Here is an 18,692-nt window from a genome sequence, read left to right on the forward strand (position 1 = left end):
GACTCTGAATTACCGCAATAGAGTATCCATCCGGTCTAAACCGCCTGCCGCAGCTTCGTAGGGAGCGCTCATAACGGCGCTTGTATGAGCGTCATTATGAGCATGGGACGGTTTGGGATGGAGATTTTATCTGGGGTTGAGCGCCGGCGTCGCTGGCGGTTGGAGGAGAAGCTTCGGATTGTCGCTGAGGCTGAGGCATCTGGAGCGGTGTTTGCCCATGTGGCCCGGCGTCACGATGTTTCTCGTGGTCAGCTCTGGACATGGCGGCATCAGGTTCGCAGCGGTGAATTGGCCCCTGCGCCGGTTGTGCCCGAATTTCTGCCGATAAGGGTGCTGGAAAGCGAGGGGAGCGCCGAGCGCCAAGAAAAATCCGCCGATAAGCCGATGAACGCGCCCGCGCCATGTGCGGCGCCGGCGGCTCGAGCGGCGGAATTTGGCACGAGCCGGATCGAGATCATCCTGCCGGATGGGACATGCGTGCGGGTCGATGACCAAGTCGGAGCGGGCGCGCTGCGCCAAGTGATGGCGGTGCTGCGCGGATGATTCCGGTGGCCTCCGGGGCGCGGGTGTGGCTGGCGTCTGGCCATACCGATATGCGCCGTGGCATGCGCGGGCTGGCACTACAGGTGCAGGAAGGGCTTGGGCGTGATCCGTTCGCTGGCGACGTTTACCTCTTCCGCGGTCGCAGCGGATCCCTTCTCAAGGCGCTCTGGCATGACGGTATTGGCCTGTCACTGTATGCCAAGCGGCTGGACCGCGGAAAGTTCATCTGGCCGCACACCGTCGACGGTGTCGTGGCACTTTCCCCCGGACAGATGGGTTATCTTCTTGAAGGCATCGATTGGCGCAATCCGCAGCAAAGCTGGCGTCCACAAGCTGCTGGATAGCTGGAATTTGTGTCGCTGGAGCGCTGAATTCTGTAGCATGACGCTGCGGGTTTGTGATTCTATCAGGATATGGATGTCGCTCCCGCCGCACTGCCCGATGACATTGAGGCCCTGAAAGAGATTGCCCGCTCGGCGCTGGCGGCACTTGATGTTGCCCGGGCGGATGCCGCCGCGGCCCAGGCTGAGCGGTCGGATATCGCGGCCTATATCGCGCATCTGAAGCTTCAAATTGAGAAGCTCAAGCGCACCATCTATGGCCCGCGGGCGGAACGTACGGCACGCCTGCTCGACCAGATGGAATTTGAGCTTGAGGATCTCGAAGCCACGGCCACCGAGGACGAGCTGAGGGCCGAGCAGGCAGCGGCAAAGGGCAGCACCACCTCTGCCGCCGGTGTCACACGCAAGCGTCCATCCCGCCAGCCCTTCCCCGAGCATCTGCCGCGTGAGCGGATCGTTCTGCCGGGGCCCGGTGCCTGCGCATGCTGCGGCGGCAAGCGGCTTGCCAAGCTTGGCGAGACGGTGACCGAGACGCTGGAGAGCACACCGCGCCAGCACAAGGTGCTGCAATATGTGCGGGAGAAATTCACCTGCCGCGATTGCGAGACGAGCAGCCAGAATCCGGCACCGTTCCATGTCATCCCGCGCGCCTTCGCCGGCCCCAGCCTGCTGGCGATGATCGCGTATGAGAAATTCGGCCAGCACCAGCCGCTCAACCGCCAGTCCGAACGATTTGCCCGCGAAGGCGTGCCCCTCAGCGTCTCGACCCTGGCCGATCTGGTCGGAGCCGCCTGTGTCGCGCTGGCGCCGGTGTTCCGGCACATGGAAGCCACCGTGTTCGCGGCCGCGCGCGTGCATGGCGATGATACCACCGTGCCGGTGCTGACAAGGGGCCAGACCGATATTGCGCGCGCTTGGGTCTATGTCCGTGATGACCGGCCGTTCGGTGGCGTTGGACCGCCCTGTGCGGTATTTTACTACTCGCGCGACCGGGCGGGCATTCATCCACAGACCCATCTGGCCCGGTACAGCGGTATCCTCCAGGCAGATGCCTACGGCGGCTACAACAAGCTTTACGAAGTCGGCCGCTCGCCCGGGCCCATCATCGAGGCTGCCTGCTGGTCGCACGCGCGCCGGAAATTCTTCGAACTGGCCGATATCGCGAAGAACGCCAAGCGCAAGGCGCAGGGCCGCATGCCGGCCTTCATCGCACCGATGGCGCTGGCCGCGGTGCAGCGGATCGATGCTTTGTTCGAAATCGAGCGGGCGATCAACGGCAAACCGCCCGTTGAACGGTTGGCCGTGCGTCAGGAATTCAGCGCTGTGCTGGTTGCTGATCTTGAGACCTGGCTGCGCATCGAGCGCGCTAAACTCTCGCGCCATAACGATGTTGCCAAGGCGATGGATTACATGCTCACCCGCTGGGCATCCTTCTCCCGCTTCCTGCATGATGGGCGGATTTGCCTGAGCAACAACGCGGCGGAACGGGCCATCCGCAGCTTGGCTCTGGGGCGCCGCAACTGGCTGTTCGCCGGTTCCGATCGCGGTGGGCAGCGGGCCGCCGCAATGTACAGCCTGATCACCACGGCAAAAATGAACGGCGTCGACCCGCAGGCATGGCTCGCCGATATCCTCGCCCGTATCGCCAGTCATCCAGCGCACAGGCTCGACGAATTGATGCCCTGGAATTGGACCGGGCCACAAGCCTCAGCGGAGCCTTGCGCAGCATGACAACACAACTGAACAAAATTTACGCGATCAAGACCATCGCTCTCGTCGCCCAGGAGATCGGAGAGGACGAGGAGTGGCTAAACCAAATCATCGATGAAATGGAACCGGAAGACGGGCTGATCTGGGTCTATGGACCAGAGGGCGAAGGCATCGCAGCATTCTCTGACTTCGGCATCGAAAACCTGGAAGACATCATCAGAGAACGCCGGAAACCGAAAAGCTAAGGCCCGCGTCATTCACCGGATGCGTACGCAATAGACCCTGATTGAGGCAAAGCCAAATATCTCCATGGCCGAACCATACAGCTGGACAATTGGCCGTTCAGCCGCCTGCCCTGCATCGATTATTTCGTTCAACCACTCCTCATCCTCCCCCATCTCTTTGGCAACGAGCGCGATGGTTTTGATCGTGTAAATCTTGTTCAACTGCGTTGTCATGCTGCGCATGTGCTCCGGCGGGGTTCGCGGCCCAGTCCAATTCCACGAACACTCTGAGGGATTGCCATCTCACCGCCTATCGTCAGGCACCCCGCCCATTGCGGCATCCAAGGGGTATTCAATGGTTCGCCGGATAGGGTGTTGATTTCCACTGAGAAGTGGCTCTGACTCACTTTTGCTGCTGGCGATGCTCATGCGCCGACAACGCGCGCCTGAAGCAGGTCAAGTTTCGCACGCCCATACATTTGTCGCTTGATAAGCTTAAGGCGCGTGATCTGTCTTCCCCCCCCCCCCGGTCTGTCCGTTCGACCATGGCGAGACGATTGCGTTGCTGACAGCCGCCTGGTCCTTTTCGACGCCATTGGCGAATGACCCGATGAGGCTGCCTTTTGCGATCGCAAGCCAGTCATCGAGCTTTGCCGCTGACTTTGAGCGGATCATGGATTGAAAGTCCCCAATTGCTTTGCGCGCCGCGACCAATTCAGGGACGCTTGCCTCGATGACTGCCACCAGGATCGCTTCGGATTTAGCAAGCCCATCCCGTGCCGAAATCATCAGGCGGGCAATGACCTTGGCTGAGGGCGTGCGTGCAAATCCGCTTTGATTGGCCTTTTCAGCGAGGCGCCGGCGCTGTGCCCATTGCGAGACGACACCGCTCTGACCGGCAAAGCCTTCTTCGCGCATCTCACGCCAGAGCGCCAAAGCATTGCGGGCGCCGCTTTCCCATCTGCTGTTCAACCACGGCAACCAGCTGTCCAGAGAGCTTGGCCGGGTACGGAAAACGTCCAGTCGCTGTCCACGCAAAACGTCGCGAACGAGCTTTCGGCTATGACCTGTTTGCCGGACAATTTGCCTGATGGAGGCCCCGTCGTTCGCCAGCTTCAAGATAGCTTCATTCGTTTCGTGCCGACGCCGGTAGCCTTCGTATTGCAGCTTCTCGGCATAGGTGAGAAGCTTGGGATCGATATCGTTGCTGCCAACCGACTGCCTGATCTGCCGCATGGACTTGCTGACTGCGTCCAGAAACGCTCGGCTCGAATTCTCCATGAGATGCCAACGATCGGCAACCTGCCGGGCTTCAGGCAGCCCTTTTGCAATCGCCTCGCCATATCCGCCGCCCCGGTCACGGGCAACAATCGATATCGAAGGGCGTTTGGCAAGCCAGGCTCGAGACGTCTCCAGCGCTCGGTCCGGCAATAGGGTAACAGGCTTCCGGCGCTCCAGATCGCAAATGATCGTCCCATAGCGCTGGCCCCGCCGGAAAGCGAAGTCATCGATGCCGATGACATGAAGCTCATCAGTCTGATCAACCGCACGTCGGCGCACCACGCGCAACAAGGTATCCTTGCTAACCGGCATCATGAGCCGAGTGGCGAAAGCCGCCCCCGGTCTGCCACCCAACGCCAGTCCGAGATGATGGACAATTGTTTCAAGCCGCTGAGTGCGTCGAGCATAACGAGACAGAATGCTATGATCGAACTGCTCACAGAAGATACGTCGCCTGCAAACAGCCGTGTCACACCAGAACCGGCGCGCCATGATCGCAAGAAAGGCTCGGCGGCCACCCAGAGGAAGGTCCAATGGTCGCCGGATATATCTGCTCTGAACCCGGTGACTTGCCGCCCGCAATCGGGACAAGCCCCAGAGCCATCCCGTGAGCGCAGCAGGATTTCGACACCCTCGCCGACGTTCTGTACTGAAACAACAATGAAGCCTTCTGGTGCGAGGTTTGCGCGCTGAAATCGACCGTGCACGGCAGATACTCCCAATGACGCGGCCAAAGCATACCGCTAAACAACAGCAAAAGTGAGGCAGAGCCAATTCTCAGTGGAATTCCCGGGTCACTTCTCAGTGGAAATCAACACCGCGTGGTCCATTTCGACTCTCAACCAATACAAATCAGATATCGACTGGATGGAGCCAAGGCCCACATCTATACTCCAGATTTTCGGGTCATTTGCCGCAATAATATTGAATACTTCGTTGAGGTTAAACCTGATCGAATTCGGCCAAACGAGATCGACTGCCGGCGCTCCATTGTTTGCTCCAAAGGCACGGAATGGCCCTACACATCGTCAGAGAAACGGAGATTCGCAAGCAACCCCGTCTAAATAACGCCCGCCTATGCCACCGCTATTCTCGCTATCCCGTAACTGACGAAGCAAAGGCAGCAATCTATGCCACCCTTCAAACACAATGCAAAATTAGGTGCGTTGACCTCCTGCCATCCCTCCCCAACCTGTGGCTCCAACTTGTGGCGCTGATTGCAGGCGGCGTGCTCACCTATGACGAATCTTGCGCTCTGACGCCATCAACATCTCTTGTGTCTAGCGTAGGCGAAGTCAAGTAAATGACGACGCATCTAGTGTCCTGATTCTGAAGTTTCCGTGATTTATTTGGTGGCGAGGCAAAAACGCCTGATAGACGCGAGTATGTCATCGGCGGATTTGGTCCATTTGAACGGCTTTGCATCGTTGTTTCGAGCATCGATGAAGGTGTGGATGGCGGTTTCGAGTTCCGTGGTTGAACGATGGACACCGCGCTGGATCTGCTTTTCGGTCAGCATTGCGAAGAACCGCTCGACCTGGTTGATCCACGAGGCGCTGGTCGGGGTGAAATGCACATGCCAGCGCGAGCGTTTGGCAAACCAATCACGGATAACCTGGGTCTTGTGCGTGGCATAATTGTCCATGACGATGTGGATGTCGAGATCGCTCGGTACGGCATCTTCGACACGGTCAAGGAACTTTCTGAATTCTGTAGAGCGGTGCCTGGGATAGCATTTGCCGATGATCTTGCCGGTTGCGATATTGAGTGCTGCGAACAACGATGTCGTGCCATGGCGCGTATAGTCATGGCTGCGCCGTTCGATCTGGCCGGGGCGCATCGGCAGCAGCGGTTGAGTGCGATCAAGTGCCTGTATCTGCGACTTTTCATCAACGCATAGAACCATGGCACGTTCGGGCGGCGCCATGTACAGCCCGACGATATCGCGCACCTTGTCAACAAACAGCGGATCGGTGGAGAGCTTGAAGGTCTCGGTACGATGAGGTTTCAGCGAAAACGCCTGCCAGATGCGGTGGATCGTCGAGGGGGCATAGTTGGTTCTGCGTGCCATCGATCTCAGCGACCAATGCGTGGCACCTTCGGGCAGCGTTTCCAGCGTCAAACGGATCGTGTCTGCGATTGCTTCGTCACCAATCTTGCGCGGCGCGCCGGGACGGGGTTCATCATACAATCCATCAAGCCGATCGGTGGCAAAGCGTTTGCGCCAGACCGAGACCGTCATCTGGGTGCAGCCAAGCCGCGCTGCTATCTCCTTATTTTGCAAACCATCGGCAGCCAGAAGAACAATACTCGCGCGGCGAGACAACCCAGCCCAGACCTTGCGCCCTCGCTTCAGCCGCTCAAGTTCCGTGCGCTCCCCCTCATCAAGTTCAATTGCTACCGCGACCTTGCCCATTGATCATGCCCTTTCCATCCAGCATAATCATAGATACTTATCGATCATGACACTGGATGTTCTCGACCACAAGACTGAACCCGGAGCGGGCGCCGCGTGATCGTCAAAACCGGACCTCAAGAGCTCTGGGCCGCCTTATCCAACTTATTGGTTAATTCAGTTAATTGGCGATTACGTGGGCCAGCTCGGCCTCAGGCTCGATCGCGCGCATTTTTCGCAACCAACCTGAGTGATGAGTCCCGCAGGCCTGACTGAATCCAGTGACGAGCTCTCCAAAGGAAGGACAGCCTGAACCGGGAATGGCCGCGGGCGACAGGAATAATCGTCTCGTGCAGCCCGCGGGGATGCGCACCGGATGCTAGCCTTTCATTTCGAATCTATGCGTCCAGATGCGGGCCGATCAGCACCAGATCCGCCGGTGAAAGCCGGTCGGACGCGGTGGCCTTCTGATGCCAGTACGGATAGAGCAATGGCGGCCGACTGACGGCCTCCAGCGCCGCGATCTCGTCCGGTTCCAGAACCAACGTGGCGGCTTGAAGATTATCCTCCAGCTGCGCCTCGGTGCGGGCCCCGACGATCACACTCGAGACACCAGGGCGCGTCAGTAGCCAAGCCAAGGCCACCTGCGCCGAAGTCACGCCCCGCTTCGCGGCAATCTCCACGAGTTTCTCAATGATGTCGTACAGCGCCTCAACATCGCGCACGGGCGGCTCCTGCCATTGCGCGGCACGGCGTGTGCCTTCTGGCTCCGGCTTGCCGCGGCGATATTTGCCCGAGAGCAGCCCGCCGGCGAGAGGTGACCAGATGATCGCGCCCACCCCCTGGTCCACCGCGATCGGCAGCAGCTCATATTCCGCATCGCGCGCTTGCAGGCTGTAATAAATCTGTTGCGCGATCGGCCGTACCAGCCCCTCCGTCTTCGCGGCGCCCAGCATCTTCATCACATGCCAGCCGGAGAAATTGGACACGCCGACATAGCCGATCTTGCCTGCACGAGTCAGATCGTCCAGCGCGCGCAATATCTCTTCCACCGGCGTCTGCCCGTCCCATTCATGGCACCAATAGAGGTCGATATGGTCGGTCTTCAGCCGCTTCAGACTGTCCTCGCAGGCGCGGATGAGATGCTGGCGGGAAAGGCCACGGTCATTCGGTCCCTTCTCACGCATCGGAAACCGCGCTTTGGTGGCGAGCAGCAACCTGTTGCGGCGCCCGGCGATGGCTTGGCCGATGATCTCCTCCGAGACGCCGTTGGAGTAGATGTCGGCCGTGTCCAGCATGTTCACCCCGGCCTCCAGGCTCATGTCAATTTGGCGACGCGCCTGATCGAGGCCGGCATTTCCGACCTTGGAGAAATTGCCTTGGCCGCCGAAGGTCATGGTCCCCAGAATGAGCGTTGAAACTTTCAGGCCGGAATTGCCCAGCAAGCGATATTCCATCTTACCTCTCCTCGAACTGAATGAATGGCGGCGCTGAGAGCAATATGTGTTTATCTTAACGCGGTAGCGTCGAGATAAACAAATGAACTAGCTCACCAAAATAAAAGTTGGAGCATTACACTGAAAGCTTGATGCCCTAAACCAGTTCCGGACGCTTGCGCGGCGGGGCCATGAATTCCGGGCCCACCGGAGCCTTGATGCAGCGCGCGAGAATGGCTTCGATCTCCGTCTTGCCTTCGGCATCCAGTGTCCAGCCCATGGCATCGTTCACGGGGGCGAGTTGGCCAGGGTTGCGCGCGCCCCAGAGCGCGATGGTCGGCCCCTGGTCCAGCACCCAGCGCAGCGCCAGCGCCAGCACGGATTTGCCGTAACGCCTTTGCGCCAGTTCACGGAGCTCCTCCACCGCTTGGAGATATTGCCCGAACCGCTCACCATTGAATTTCGGGTCGTTACGGCGCAGATCGTCGCCTTCGAAAACGGTATCCGCTTTCATCCGCCCGCTCAGCAGGCCGCGGCACAGCGCGCCATAGCTTAGCACGGTCAGGCCGGTATTGGCGGCATATGGCAATTCAGCCGCCTCAATCCCACGCTCGAACAGATTATAGGGGGGCTGCATCGCGTCGAGCTGTGCGGCGGTACGGAACGCGTCCATCTGCGCGGGCGAGAAATTGCTGACGCCGATGGACAAGATCTTGCCCTCGCGGCGCAATGTCTCCAGCGTTTCGGCGGTTTCCTCAAGCGGCGTTTCCAGGTCCGGCCAATGCACCTGGTAGAGGTCGATCCGGTCGGTGCGCAGGCGGCGCAGGGAGTCCTCTATTTCCTGGCGGATACGCGCCCGGCGCCCATCGCGGAACACTTTGCCATCCTTCCAGGCCAAGCCGAGCTTCGTGGCGATCTGCACCTTGTCCCGCAGCCCGCCCTCCGCAATGGCCTTGCCGACAATCTCCTCCGACCGGCCGAAGCCATAGACCGGCGCCGTGTCGATCAAGGTGATCCCGCGCGCCACGGCGCTCTGGATGGTGGCGATGGACTCCGCCTCATCCGTGCCGCCCCACATCCAGCCGCCGATGGCCCAGGTGCCGAGCCCGATACGCGAGGTGACGACGGCACTCTTGCCGATGGTGATGGTTTCCATGTTTCACTCCTGTCAGATTCAGTCCGGGCGCTCTGACACCACCGGCGCTGCGATGGGGCCCAGCCCAGAAGATAGCCCCCCATGCAGGATCTTCCACCGGGTTTGGTTGAACCCGGTTCAACGAGGCGTTGAATGGTCGGGTGTCAGCCAGACCGCGCGTCGTAATCCGCGAGATGAGTGACGAAGGCCCGGGCGGGGGCGGGCAGCGGATCGACGAAATGCACATCTTGCGGAAAGCGGCGGGGGGTATCGACGGCAAGGAAAGTCGCCTGAGCGCCGGGAACGGGCATGATGGCATGCACCGTCTCGCGCAGGAAGGTTACCATCTGGCCCGCGCGCAACCGCTTCGGCGCCTCATCGGCGATAACGAACTCCACCTCGCCATCCAGCAGCAGAAGATGCTCATCGCAGGTGAGATGATAATGGCGTGGCAGCGGATGATAGAGCCGGAAAAGCCGGGCGCTGGCGCAGGCGTGGTCTGAGAGGTAGGCATCCATGATCATCGATTCCGCCGTGGCGGGAAAGCGGGATTTGATTTCAGCCAGATCGAAGAAATGATAGCCGGTGGTCTGCATGTCGTGTTCCTCTGTATTTTGGCGTGGGACCGTTTTTCATAGGGGGGCTGGGCCCTTTGCGCTATGTGAAGGGGTTGAGATTGACTCAAGCCAGGTTTGATCTCAATTCAACTTTGGAAACGCCATGTTGAACCGCTTCGACCTGCCCGATTTGCAAATCTTCGCCACCATCGTGCGGCATCGCAGCTTCAAGCGCGCGGCCATAGAGCTTGGGGTGACCACCTCCGCGCTCAGCCACGCGATGCGCAAACTGGAGATGAGGATGGGGGTGCGGCTTCTGCACCGCACCAGCCGCACGGTCATGCCCACGGCGCCGGGGGAGCAGCTCGCGCAACGCTTGGAGCAGGGGTTCGACCTGATCGGCGCGGCGCTTTCGGGCATAGAGAGCTACCGCCAGAATCCCTCAGGGCAGTTGCGTGTCAATGTGCCGCTGGACGCCGCGCGGCTGCTCCTCTCGCCCGTGCTGGCGGAATTCGCCGCGTATTATCCGCAAGTGGCACTCATCCTGAGCGTGGAGGACAGGCCCGTTGATATCATCGCCGAGGGATTCGACGCCGGCATACGTTATGGCGGTACCGTGCCGCAGGATATGGTGGCCGTACCGCTAACCCGCCCGCTGCGCTGGGTGGTGGTGGGCGCGCCAGGCTTTCTGTCCAGGCATGGGCGGCCTGAAACGCCGCAGGCGCTGGCGCGGCTGCCATGCATCGGCGTTCGGCTGGGAAATAATACGGCCTATAAATGGGAATTGGGCGATGGCGAGCGTCAGCTCCGGTTGGATGTGGCCGGTCCCCTGCAAGTCAATAATACCGAGACGACCATCGCGGCTGCCATTGATGGGCTTGGTTTGGCATATGTGCTGGAACGGCGGGTGAAGGAGGAGATCGAACGCGGCGCGCTGGAGATTGTGCTGCCGGAATGGGCTTCCACGGGCCCAGGATTCTACGCCTATTTCGCCAGCAGGCGGCAGAATGAACCCGGGTTGAGGCCGCTTATGGAAATGATCCGTGCGCGTGAAGGAGTATAGGACGGTGCCAAGCGACGCCGTCAATTCCATAGAGCGAGATGGGTTTACACCCCCTCGCTGTACTCCTGTTTTGGCGAGCAATTTCATGCGTTTAGGGTAACGCTGGCGGGTCAACCTAAACGCACGCCAAAGAGAAAAATCACAGCTGCGGTGCTAGCTGTTTCCGGCGACGTGAACGGGCAAGATGAAGCGGTGTGGCCCGGCCGGCATGCCCGGCAGGAAAGCCGGCAAGCGAGCGGCGCGCAGCGCCGCCAGCGCCGCCTGATTGACGGCGCTCAGGCCACTCTTGGTCAGCAGGCTGGCAGAGAGCAGGGTGCCGTCCGGCGCCACCGTGAATTCCAGCACACAATCGCCTGACAATCCGGCATCGATCAGTATTTGCGGCACCGTAAGCTGTGCGAGCACGTCAGCGCGGACCTCGCTGGCATATCGCGCCATCACCGTGGGTGAGGCGATCGGCGCGGGAGCTGGCGCGGCGGGGGAAGGGGTGGGCGGAGCGGGCGGCGTTGGCATGGGGGCTACAGGCCGGGCAGGCGGCGGAATATGCGCAACGTGCCGGATCTCCCGATGGCTGGGATGGGGCGCCGGCGGCGGGGGCACCTGGGCGGGCACCTGGGCGGGCACCGGGACCGGCGGCGGAGGCATTGGCGGCGGGGGCGGAGCCGGTTTCGGCGGCGGCGGCTGCACCACCGGCTTGGGCGCCGCGGGCGCATCGATCTTCACCCGCACCACCACCGGCGCCACCGGCTTTGCTGCCGGCGGCACCACCACGAAACCGCCGATGGCCAGGGCTTCCAGCAGGAAGCTGATCAGCAGGGCGCGGCCAAACCGGTCCGGCCCAGGCACGCCGATGAAAGCTTGGTCCTTCAAAATCGTTCGATTATCCTTTTCATCGCAAAGCGCGCCTGGACGGGATGATTACAGCCAGGCGCGCCGCAGCCGGCGCTTCAGAACTTGACCGTGACGTCACCATAGACCGCGCGAGGCGCACCCATGATGGCTTCCTTATAATAATTGCCGTTGGCGTCCTGGTTGATCTGCGACTGCGCATAATAGCGCACGCCGAACAGGTTATCGATATGCAATGACAGCACCAGCGCCTTCATCAGCCCCGCATGAACGGGCAGGCTGTCGCGCAGGGTAAGGTTGGTAAGGACATAGCCGCCCGCGCGGGTACCGGAAGGGATATTCGCCGCGCCGGTGGACGACGCGTGGCTGTCATAGAAAATCTCCTGGCTGCCGACATAATTGGCGTCGAGTGCGGCGTAGAGTCCACCATTCGTCCAGTTCACCCCGGCACTGATCAGATTGGCCGGCACGCCGCCCACCCCCTCGCCCTTGCTGAATTCGAGCGCGCCGTTCGTGGTGTAGTTTTGCGTGTAGGTCGCGGTGTTGTGGGCATAGTTGAGATAGCCGGCGAAATCACCGGGGACGCCACGCAGCCCGCCAAAATCGTCACCCAGCTGCAGTTCCTCGCCCTCGAACACCGAGTTGCCGCCATTGGTGGTGTAGGAATTGCCGGAGGCGCTGTCCGTGTAGGTCTGGAAGGTATTGGTGAAATACTCGCGATAATAATTGCCTTCCACGGTCAGGCTGCCGCGCTCATAGCGCAGGCCCGCCTCATAATCCTGAACATACTCGGGCAAGGTATGCGGCTGCACGATGGTGTTGAAATTCGCGCCGGTATCGATATTTCCATAATAAGCGGTTATCTCTGGGAACTTTACGTTCTGCCCGTAGGCGGCGTAGGCGTCGAGGCCCGGCAGCAATTCGTAGCTGAGCCCCAGGGTCGGCGCCAGATAATGCTCGGTGTTGGAGACGCTGCCGCCCGTGGAATAGTAATAAGCGGCCTGGTCGGTGTCCTTGGTGTTGGCCAGGAGATATTTCACGCCGGGCGTGATCTTGAGCTTATCGTCGAGCAGGCTGATCTCGTCCTGGGCATAGATCGAGAAGAGCGAGCGGTAATCATGCTCGTTCCAGAAATCATTGCCGCTGCCATCGGGTTGCGGATTGGGCACGACCGGCGAGGTGGCTGAGAAATATTCCCGCGAATGCAGGTGCGAGATGGTCAGATTGCCACCAAACTTGACGGTATTGAAGGGGAGGTCCAGCGTCGCGCTGGGCTGCACGCCGAAGGTCTGTGTCGTGTAAGCGTAAAGATGATAGGGGCGATGGCTGCAATCGCTGACAGGATACAGATAGCTTGCCGCGAAGCTCTTGTTGCAGAAGGAGTTGCGGTTGTAATCATTGGTGGAGAAAAACCCTTTCAGGTCGGCGCTCAGATAGGGCGTGACCTGCTGGGTGATCCCGGCAATGCCGGCGAAATTGGTTGAGTTGTTCTGCTTGAAATAATCGGAGCTGGGCAGCTGGAACTTATCGCCATATTGGTGCAGCACCGCCACCGGCTGATACTGATTCACCAGGCCAGCGCTCTGATTGAAGATGAACGAGCCATAGAGATTGGTGTTGCCGCCATTCAACGGCGCGTCCACCCCATAATAGACATTGGAGCCGCTATTCTTGTCCATCTGCGTCCAGCCATTGCTGGTCTGGCGGGCAAAGGAGAAAATCTGCTTCACGCCGTGATACAGGCCGGTATTCAGGGTGGCGTGCCAATTGGCGGTATCGAACGAGCCATAACCGCCGCCGATTTCGGCATTGGCCTCGTTGCTTGGTTTGCGGGGGACGTAGTTGACGGTGCCGCCCAGCGAATCGTAACTATTGTTGGCTGGATTATTGATGCCGCGGAAAAGCTGAACGCTTTCGAAATCGTTCGTCGTGATCAGCGTATTGTTGTTATTATCCGCCTGCGCGGTGACGGCGCCGTTGAAGGCGTCGTTGAGGCCGACACCGTCATAGGTTTCCGAGAATTGCGAGGAATTGAAGGCGCGAAACGTCACCTGCTGGTTGACGCCGCCCGGGCCGTTATTGGTCACAAAGATCGAGGGTTCACGCCTCAGAATATCCTGCGCCGTCGCCGCCGGGGATGCGGTTTCGACGGTTTTTTTGGAGATCACGCTGGCGGAATAGGTGGATTTAAGCGGCACTTTCACGGGTGCCTTCGCAGCGGCGCTGGTGCCGCCGGCGGTTTTGCTGATTGCCTCGATCGAGGTTGAAGTGGTGGCGGTCTGCGCGGCGGCGGCGAAGGCAATGAAGCTGCAGGCAGTCCCGAGCAGCAGACGCGACTTGATCATTTCAATATCCCTGTTGAGTCGCCGGGGTATCTAGTGGCCATCCATGTCAGGCGAATGACAGGGGCGTGCAGTTTTAATGACAATCATCGGCACCATGAGCATCTCGCCTTCATCGCGTCGTGAAAATGCGCTCACTCAGCAGGATGGCGATGATCAACGTCACCTTCCCCCGCAAGGGGATGACGATGAGCCAGCTGCAGCTGGCGGGAGGCCTTGAGGGTCGGCATCACTGTCCCGGCGGGGGCATATATTCAAGACGGTCAGTGTCAGCGGCCCCGCCAAACGCGTTAATGAGATCAGGCTGGAGGCCTGCCGGCCCTTCGTGATAGAAGCGGCTGCCTCGATCTCGGCGCAACTCGGTCACATCTAACGGCAAACCGCCAGAACAAGGCGGCCATCAAAAAGGAAGCCCCATGAAGAAGCTCATCAATGACCCGCGTGCGGTGGTACGTGAAATGCTGGAAGGGCTGGTCGATCTGCATCCCGGCCAGGCCTTGCTCGAGGGCGAGAATGTGATCGTCCGCGCCGATTTGCCCGGCTTCTTACAACGCCACGAGGTCGCGGTGATCTCCGGCGGCGGCAGCGGCCATGAGCCGGCCCATGCCGGCTATGTCGGGCACGGCATGCTGCATGCGGCGGTGTGCGGGGATGTGTTCACCTCACCCAGCGCTGATGCGGTGCTGGCGGCGATACGCGCCGTCTCGGGGCCGAAGGGCGCGTTGCTGATCGTGAAGAATTATACCGGCGACCGGCTGAATTTCGGTCTGGCGGCGGAGCTCGCCCGCGCCGAGGGGCTGCCGGTGGAGATCGTGGTGGTGGCGGATGATGTCTCGCTGCGCGACACGGTGGAGCCGGCCCGCCGGCGTGGCATTGCCGGCACCGTGCTGGTGCATAAGGTCGCCGGGGCGGCCTCCGCTGCGGGCAAGGAGCTGGCCGAGGTTGCCAGCCTGGCCCGTGCCGCCGCCGATGGGGTTGGCAGCATGGGGGTGGCGCTGGGGGCGTGCACGGTTCCGGCGGCCGGGCGCCCCGGCTTTACGCTGGAGGAGAGCGAGGCCGAGCTGGGGCTGGGCATCCATGGCGAGCGCGGGGTGCGCCGCGTCCCGATGGCGTCCGCCGATGCGTTCGTCACCGCCATTCTGGACAGCATCCTGGACGATGCCGGGCTGCAGCCGGGCGCGCATGTGGCCCTGCTGGTGAACGGGCTGGGCGGCACCACGCCGATGGAGCTGGCCGTGGTGGCGCGCAAGGCCTTCGCCCTGCTGCGCGAACGCGGGCTGCAGGTTGTGCGCGCCTGGAGTGGCAATCTGCTGACGGCGCTGGAAATGCCCGGCTGCTCGCTCTCGCTGCTGGCTCTGGACGATGAGCTGCTGCAGGCGCTGGATGCCGCGACGGACGCCCCCGCCTGGCCGGGCGCCGGTGCGGTGGCGCCGCGCGTGATCGTACCCGTGCCGTCGGAACCTGACGCCCATGCGTTGGACACAGCCGGCCGCGCCCAGCCGGCCTTGCGTGAGGCCGTGCTGGCCATCGCCGCCGCGTTCGAGGCGGAGGAGGAGCGGCTGACCGCGTTGGATAGCGGCGCTGGCGACGGCGATCTTGGCATCAGCTTCGTACGCGGCGCGGCGGCGCTGCGGGCATTGCCAGAGTCGGCCTTTGCCGCGCCGGGTGTGGCGCTGAGCGCGATGAGTGACGCGCTGCGCCGGGCGATTGCGGGGAGTTCCGGCCCGTTCTACGCCACCGCCTTGCTGCGCGCCGCGCGCTATTTGGGCGGCGCCGCCGAACCGGCCTTGCAAGACTGGGCGCAGGCCTTCCTGATCGCGGTTGGCAGTGTGAGCGAACTGGGCGGCGCCAAACCGGGAGACCGCACCATGTTCGACGCGCTGCGCCCGGCGGCGGATGCGTTTGCCCAGGCGATCGAGGCCGGCAAGGATGGCGCCAGCGCCTGGCGCGCCGCGCTGGAGGCGGCCGAGGCCGGCACCGCGGCGACCGCACAGATGACCCCGCGCCTGGGCCGGGCCAGTTATGTCGGCGCGCGGGCGATCGGTATTCCAGATGCGGGCGCGAGCGCCGTGGTGGTGTGGATGCGGGCGATCGCCAAGCGGTTGAACGAGAGCAGCATCTGATCAGACGGAAGCGTGTGATCGGATAGGCTTGTCGCTCAAACATCGACCCGCGCAGCCGGATGTCTCCGGGCGAGGCGGCTTTGGCGTGCGCGGGACGACCATCATCCCGCGCAGGCTCACGGGGGTGAGGATTGCGACCGGGATGCCAGATCCGTCCTCGCATCGATCACCGCTCCGGCCTTGCGCTCGGAATAGCGGTCGACCAGCGTGGCGGTGTGCGGGCGCAGCAGCACGGTGAAGCGCACCAGCTCCTCCATCACATCGACGATCCTCTCATAATAGGCGGAGGGTTTCATCCGCCCGGCCTCGTCGAATTCCTGAAACGCCTTGGCCACGCTGGATTGGTTCGGGATGGTGAACATCCGCATCCAGCGGCCGAGCAGGCGCAGCGTGTTCACCGCGTTGAAGCTCTGCGAACCGCCGCAGACCTGCATCACGGCCAGGGTCCGCCCCTGGGTGGGGCGCATGCCGCCCATTTCCAGCGGCAGATGGTCGATCTGGGCTTTCATGATCCCGGTGATCTGGCCATGCCGCTCCGGGCTGCACCAGACCTGGCCTTCGGACCAGAGCGACAGTGCCCGCAACTCGCGCACGGCCGGATGGTCGTCGCCCTTCACCTGGTCCGGCAGAGGCAGCGCGCGCGGGTCGAAGATGCGGGTTTCCGCCCCAAAAAATTGCAGCAGGCGGGCGGCTTCCTCGACGGCCAGCCGGGAAAAGGAACGATCTCGCAGCGAGCCGTAGAGCAGCAGGATGCGCGGCGGCGGCTCGGCGGGGCCCAGCCCGGCCGCCGGCCGCGCATAAGCCCGGCTTTGATCGAGGGCGGGCAGGTGGGTCGGATCGGGGAGGTCGCGCAGGCTCATGCCTGCCTCCTTTCATACCAGCCGCGCGAGCGCCGGAGGATCTGCACCACTGAGAGCATCACCGGCACCTCGACCAGCACGCCGACCACCGTGGCCAGCGCCGCGCCGGACTGAAAGCCGAACAGCGCGATTGCCGTGGCCACCGCCAGCTCGAAGAAATTGCTGGCGCCGATCAGCGCGGAGGGGCCGGCCACGCACCATTCGACGCCGAGCCGCCGGTTCACCCAATAGGCCAGACCGGCATTGAAATAGACCTGGATCAGGATCGGCACCGCCAGCAGCAGGATCACCGCGGGCTGTTTGACGATCTGATGGCCCTGCAGCCCGAACAACAGCACCAGCGTGAGCAGCAGCGCCAGCAGCGAGAGCGACGCGAGCCTGCGCAGCGTCGCCTCCAGCGCGCCTTGCCCGCCCGCCTTCAGCAAGGCCCGGCGCCAGAGCTGGGCCGCCACCACTGGCACCACGATATAGAGCAGCACAGAGATGATGAGCGTGTTCCAGGGCACGGTGATCGAGGACAGCCCCAGCAGCAGCGCCACGATCGGGGCGAAGGCCACGATCATGATGCTGTCATTCAGCGCCACCTGGGAGAGGGTGAAATGCGGCTCGCCCTCGACAAGGCTGGACCAGACGAACACCATCGCCGTGCAGGGGGCGGCGGCGAGCAGGATCAGCCCGGCCATGTAGCCGTCGATCTGCGCCGCCGGCAGCCAGAGGCGGAAGAGATGGCCGATGAACAGCCAGCCCAGCAGCGCCATCGAAAACGGCTTCACCAGCCAGTTCACCCCGACGGTGGTGGCAATGCCGCGCCAATGCCGGCCGACCTGGCGCAACGAAGCGAGGTCGATTTTCAGCAGCATCGGCACGATCATCAGCCAGACCAGCAGCGCGACCGGCAGATTCACCTGCGCCAGCGTCGCGTCGCCAAGCAGCTGAAACAGGCTCGGGACGAGCTGCCCCAGAAGGATGCCGGCGAGAATGCACAGCGCCACCCAGAGGGTGAGATAGCGTTCAAACACGCCCAGGCGCGCCGGCTTACTCATGGCCGGGCTTGCCCACGCGCCGGCCCGCCGCGTCGATCACCGCCTCGCCATCTTCCTTGGAGAAGGCGGCGCGCTGCGGGGCGGGCAGGAGGTCGAGCACCAGCTCGGAGGGGCGGCACAGCTTCACGCCAAGCTCTGTCACCACGATGGGGCGGTTGATCAGGATCGGGTGTGCCATCATCGCATCCAGCAGCGCGTCATCGCTCAGCCCCGGGTCATCCAGGCCAAGCTCATGATAAGGCGTGCCTTTTTCCCGCAGCAGCGCCCGCACGGGAATGCCCATGCGGGCGATGAGGCCGGCCAGCTCGTCCCGGCTGGGCGGGGTTTTCAGATATTCGATGATATGCGGCCGCGCGCCGCTATTCTCGATCATCGCCAGCACATTGCGCGACGTGCCGCAGGCCGGGTTGTGGTAGATGGTGACGGTCATTATGCGCTCCTCATGGGGTTTGGCAGCAGGCAGCCAGGGCGTTGACGGCGGGGGCACAGACGTCCGGGCGCCCCTGGCAGCAATCGCGCATCAGGAAGGCGATCAGCCCGGAAAGCGCCTCATAGCGGGCGCTATAGCGGATCGAGCGGCCCTCCCGCTGGGACTGGATCAGCCCCGCATGCTCCAGATGCGACAGATGAAAAGAGAGCCGGGAGGAGCTGGCCGCCAGCGCCTCCCCAATCGCCCCGGCGGCCATGCCCTCCGGGCCGGCGCTTACCAGCAGCCTGACGATGCGCAGGCGGGTTTCCTGGGACAGGGCGGCAAAGGCAGCGAGGGCTTGGGCTTCATCCATGATTATTC

At 62.2% G+C, this 18,692-nt stretch carries 18 protein-coding genes and 1 pseudogene; 7 read left to right on the top strand and 12 right to left on the bottom strand.

The features are described from left to right. Positions 1-84: 84 nt before the first annotated feature. From tnpA to ACZ46S_RS17175, 4 genes are all read left to right on the top strand, one after another. Positions 85-543: an IS66-like element accessory protein TnpA gene (tnpA, locus tag ACZ46S_RS17160; RefSeq protein ID WP_464062719.1), complete on the top strand. Its 459-nt coding sequence runs from the start codon at positions 85-87 to the stop codon at positions 541-543. After that, positions 540-887, top strand: coding sequence for an IS66 family insertion sequence element accessory protein TnpB (gene tnpB / locus ACZ46S_RS17165; protein ID WP_464062720.1), 348 nt, complete (start codon positions 540-542; stop codon positions 885-887). Before tnpA ends, tnpB begins: the two co-directional genes overlap by 4 nt. Positions 888-956: 69 nt before the next feature. Continuing rightward, positions 957-2,615, top strand: coding sequence for an IS66 family transposase (gene tnpC / locus ACZ46S_RS17170; protein WP_464062721.1), 1,659 nt, complete (start codon positions 957-959; stop codon positions 2,613-2,615). Beyond that, positions 2,612-2,839, top strand: a complete 228-nt coding sequence (locus ACZ46S_RS17175; RefSeq protein WP_464062722.1) for a hypothetical protein — start codon at positions 2,612-2,614, stop codon at positions 2,837-2,839. The genes tnpC and ACZ46S_RS17175 overlap by 4 nt, the downstream gene beginning before the upstream one ends. Positions 2,840-2,851: 12 nt before the next feature. Here ACZ46S_RS17175 and ACZ46S_RS17180 read toward each other — a convergent pair whose 3' ends face one another. Continuing rightward, entirely contained in the window at positions 2,852-3,052 is a 201-nt protein-coding gene (locus ACZ46S_RS17180; RefSeq protein ID WP_464062723.1) for a hypothetical protein, read from the bottom strand. Between the two features lie 191 nt (positions 3,053-3,243). Continuing rightward, positions 3,244-4,806, bottom strand: a pseudogene (locus ACZ46S_RS17185) (ISL3 family transposase). 114 nt (positions 4,807-4,920) lie between these two features. Here ACZ46S_RS17185 and ACZ46S_RS17190 point away from each other — a divergent pair. Further along, on the top strand, positions 4,921-5,163 hold the full coding sequence (locus tag ACZ46S_RS17190) for a TnsA endonuclease N-terminal domain-containing protein (RefSeq protein WP_464062724.1): 243 nt from the start codon (positions 4,921-4,923) through the stop codon (positions 5,161-5,163). 281 nt (positions 5,164-5,444) lie between these two features. Here ACZ46S_RS17190 and ACZ46S_RS17195 read toward each other — a convergent pair whose 3' ends face one another. The 4 genes from ACZ46S_RS17195 to ACZ46S_RS17210 form a co-directional block, all read right to left on the bottom strand. Further along, positions 5,445-6,515, bottom strand: a complete 1,071-nt coding sequence (locus ACZ46S_RS17195) for an IS630 family transposase (protein WP_464062725.1) — start codon at positions 6,513-6,515, stop codon at positions 5,445-5,447. 377 nt (positions 6,516-6,892) lie between these two features. Further along, entirely contained in the window at positions 6,893-7,951 is a 1,059-nt protein-coding gene (locus ACZ46S_RS17200) for an aldo/keto reductase (protein WP_464062726.1), read from the bottom strand. Between the two features lie 136 nt (positions 7,952-8,087). Further along, positions 8,088-9,086 (bottom strand): aldo/keto reductase, encoded by a 999-nt coding sequence (locus tag ACZ46S_RS17205; RefSeq protein ID WP_295738717.1) that lies wholly within the window; start codon positions 9,084-9,086, stop codon positions 8,088-8,090. A gap of 143 nt (positions 9,087-9,229) precedes the next feature. Beyond that, positions 9,230-9,661 carry a cupin domain-containing protein gene (locus ACZ46S_RS17210; RefSeq protein WP_464062727.1) on the bottom strand — a complete coding sequence of 144 codons (432 nt, stop codon included), beginning with the start codon at positions 9,659-9,661 and terminating at the stop codon, positions 9,230-9,232. Between the two features lie 124 nt (positions 9,662-9,785). Between ACZ46S_RS17210 and ACZ46S_RS17215 the strand changes: the two genes are divergently transcribed. After that, positions 9,786-10,685: a LysR family transcriptional regulator gene (locus tag ACZ46S_RS17215; RefSeq protein WP_464062728.1), complete on the top strand. Its 900-nt coding sequence runs from the start codon at positions 9,786-9,788 to the stop codon at positions 10,683-10,685. A gap of 153 nt (positions 10,686-10,838) precedes the next feature. Here ACZ46S_RS17215 and ACZ46S_RS17220 read toward each other — a convergent pair whose 3' ends face one another. Both ACZ46S_RS17220 and ACZ46S_RS17225 read right to left on the bottom strand, forming a co-directional pair. Continuing rightward, positions 10,839-11,555, bottom strand: coding sequence for a TonB family protein (locus ACZ46S_RS17220; protein ID WP_464062729.1), 717 nt, complete (start codon positions 11,553-11,555; stop codon positions 10,839-10,841). A gap of 77 nt (positions 11,556-11,632) precedes the next feature. Beyond that, complete coding sequence (locus tag ACZ46S_RS17225; RefSeq protein WP_464062730.1) at positions 11,633-13,879, bottom strand: TonB-dependent receptor; 2,247 nt, start codon at positions 13,877-13,879, stop codon at positions 11,633-11,635. A 413-nt stretch (positions 13,880-14,292) separates the two neighbouring features. On the opposite strand from ACZ46S_RS17225, the gene ACZ46S_RS17230 reads away from it, so the two are divergent. Next, entirely contained in the window at positions 14,293-15,999 is a 1,707-nt protein-coding gene (locus ACZ46S_RS17230; protein WP_464062731.1) for a dihydroxyacetone kinase family protein, read from the top strand. Positions 16,000-16,115: 116 nt separating this feature from the next. Here ACZ46S_RS17230 and arsH read toward each other — a convergent pair whose 3' ends face one another. The 4 genes from arsH to ACZ46S_RS17250 are packed head-to-tail and all read right to left on the bottom strand — an operon-like array spanning position 16,116 to position 18,684. Beyond that, positions 16,116-16,859: an arsenical resistance protein ArsH gene (gene arsH / locus ACZ46S_RS17235; protein WP_464062732.1), complete on the bottom strand. Its 744-nt coding sequence runs from the start codon at positions 16,857-16,859 to the stop codon at positions 16,116-16,118. Next, the gene (gene arsB / locus ACZ46S_RS17240; protein WP_464062733.1) at positions 16,856-17,902 is read right to left on the bottom strand and encodes an ACR3 family arsenite efflux transporter; all 1,047 of its coding nucleotides are present in this window, start codon (positions 17,900-17,902) and stop codon (positions 16,856-16,858) included. Before arsB ends, arsH begins: the two co-directional genes overlap by 4 nt. Beyond that, the gene (gene arsC / locus ACZ46S_RS17245) at positions 17,895-18,332 is read right to left on the bottom strand and encodes an arsenate reductase (glutaredoxin) (protein WP_464062734.1); all 438 of its coding nucleotides are present in this window, start codon (positions 18,330-18,332) and stop codon (positions 17,895-17,897) included. Before arsC ends, arsB begins: the two co-directional genes overlap by 8 nt. Positions 18,333-18,342: 10 nt before the next feature. Further along, positions 18,343-18,684: an ArsR/SmtB family transcription factor gene (locus ACZ46S_RS17250; RefSeq protein ID WP_464062735.1), complete on the bottom strand. Its 342-nt coding sequence runs from the start codon at positions 18,682-18,684 to the stop codon at positions 18,343-18,345. Positions 18,685-18,692 lie beyond the last annotated feature (8 nt).

The organism is Acidocella aluminiidurans, from assembly GCF_055383125.1.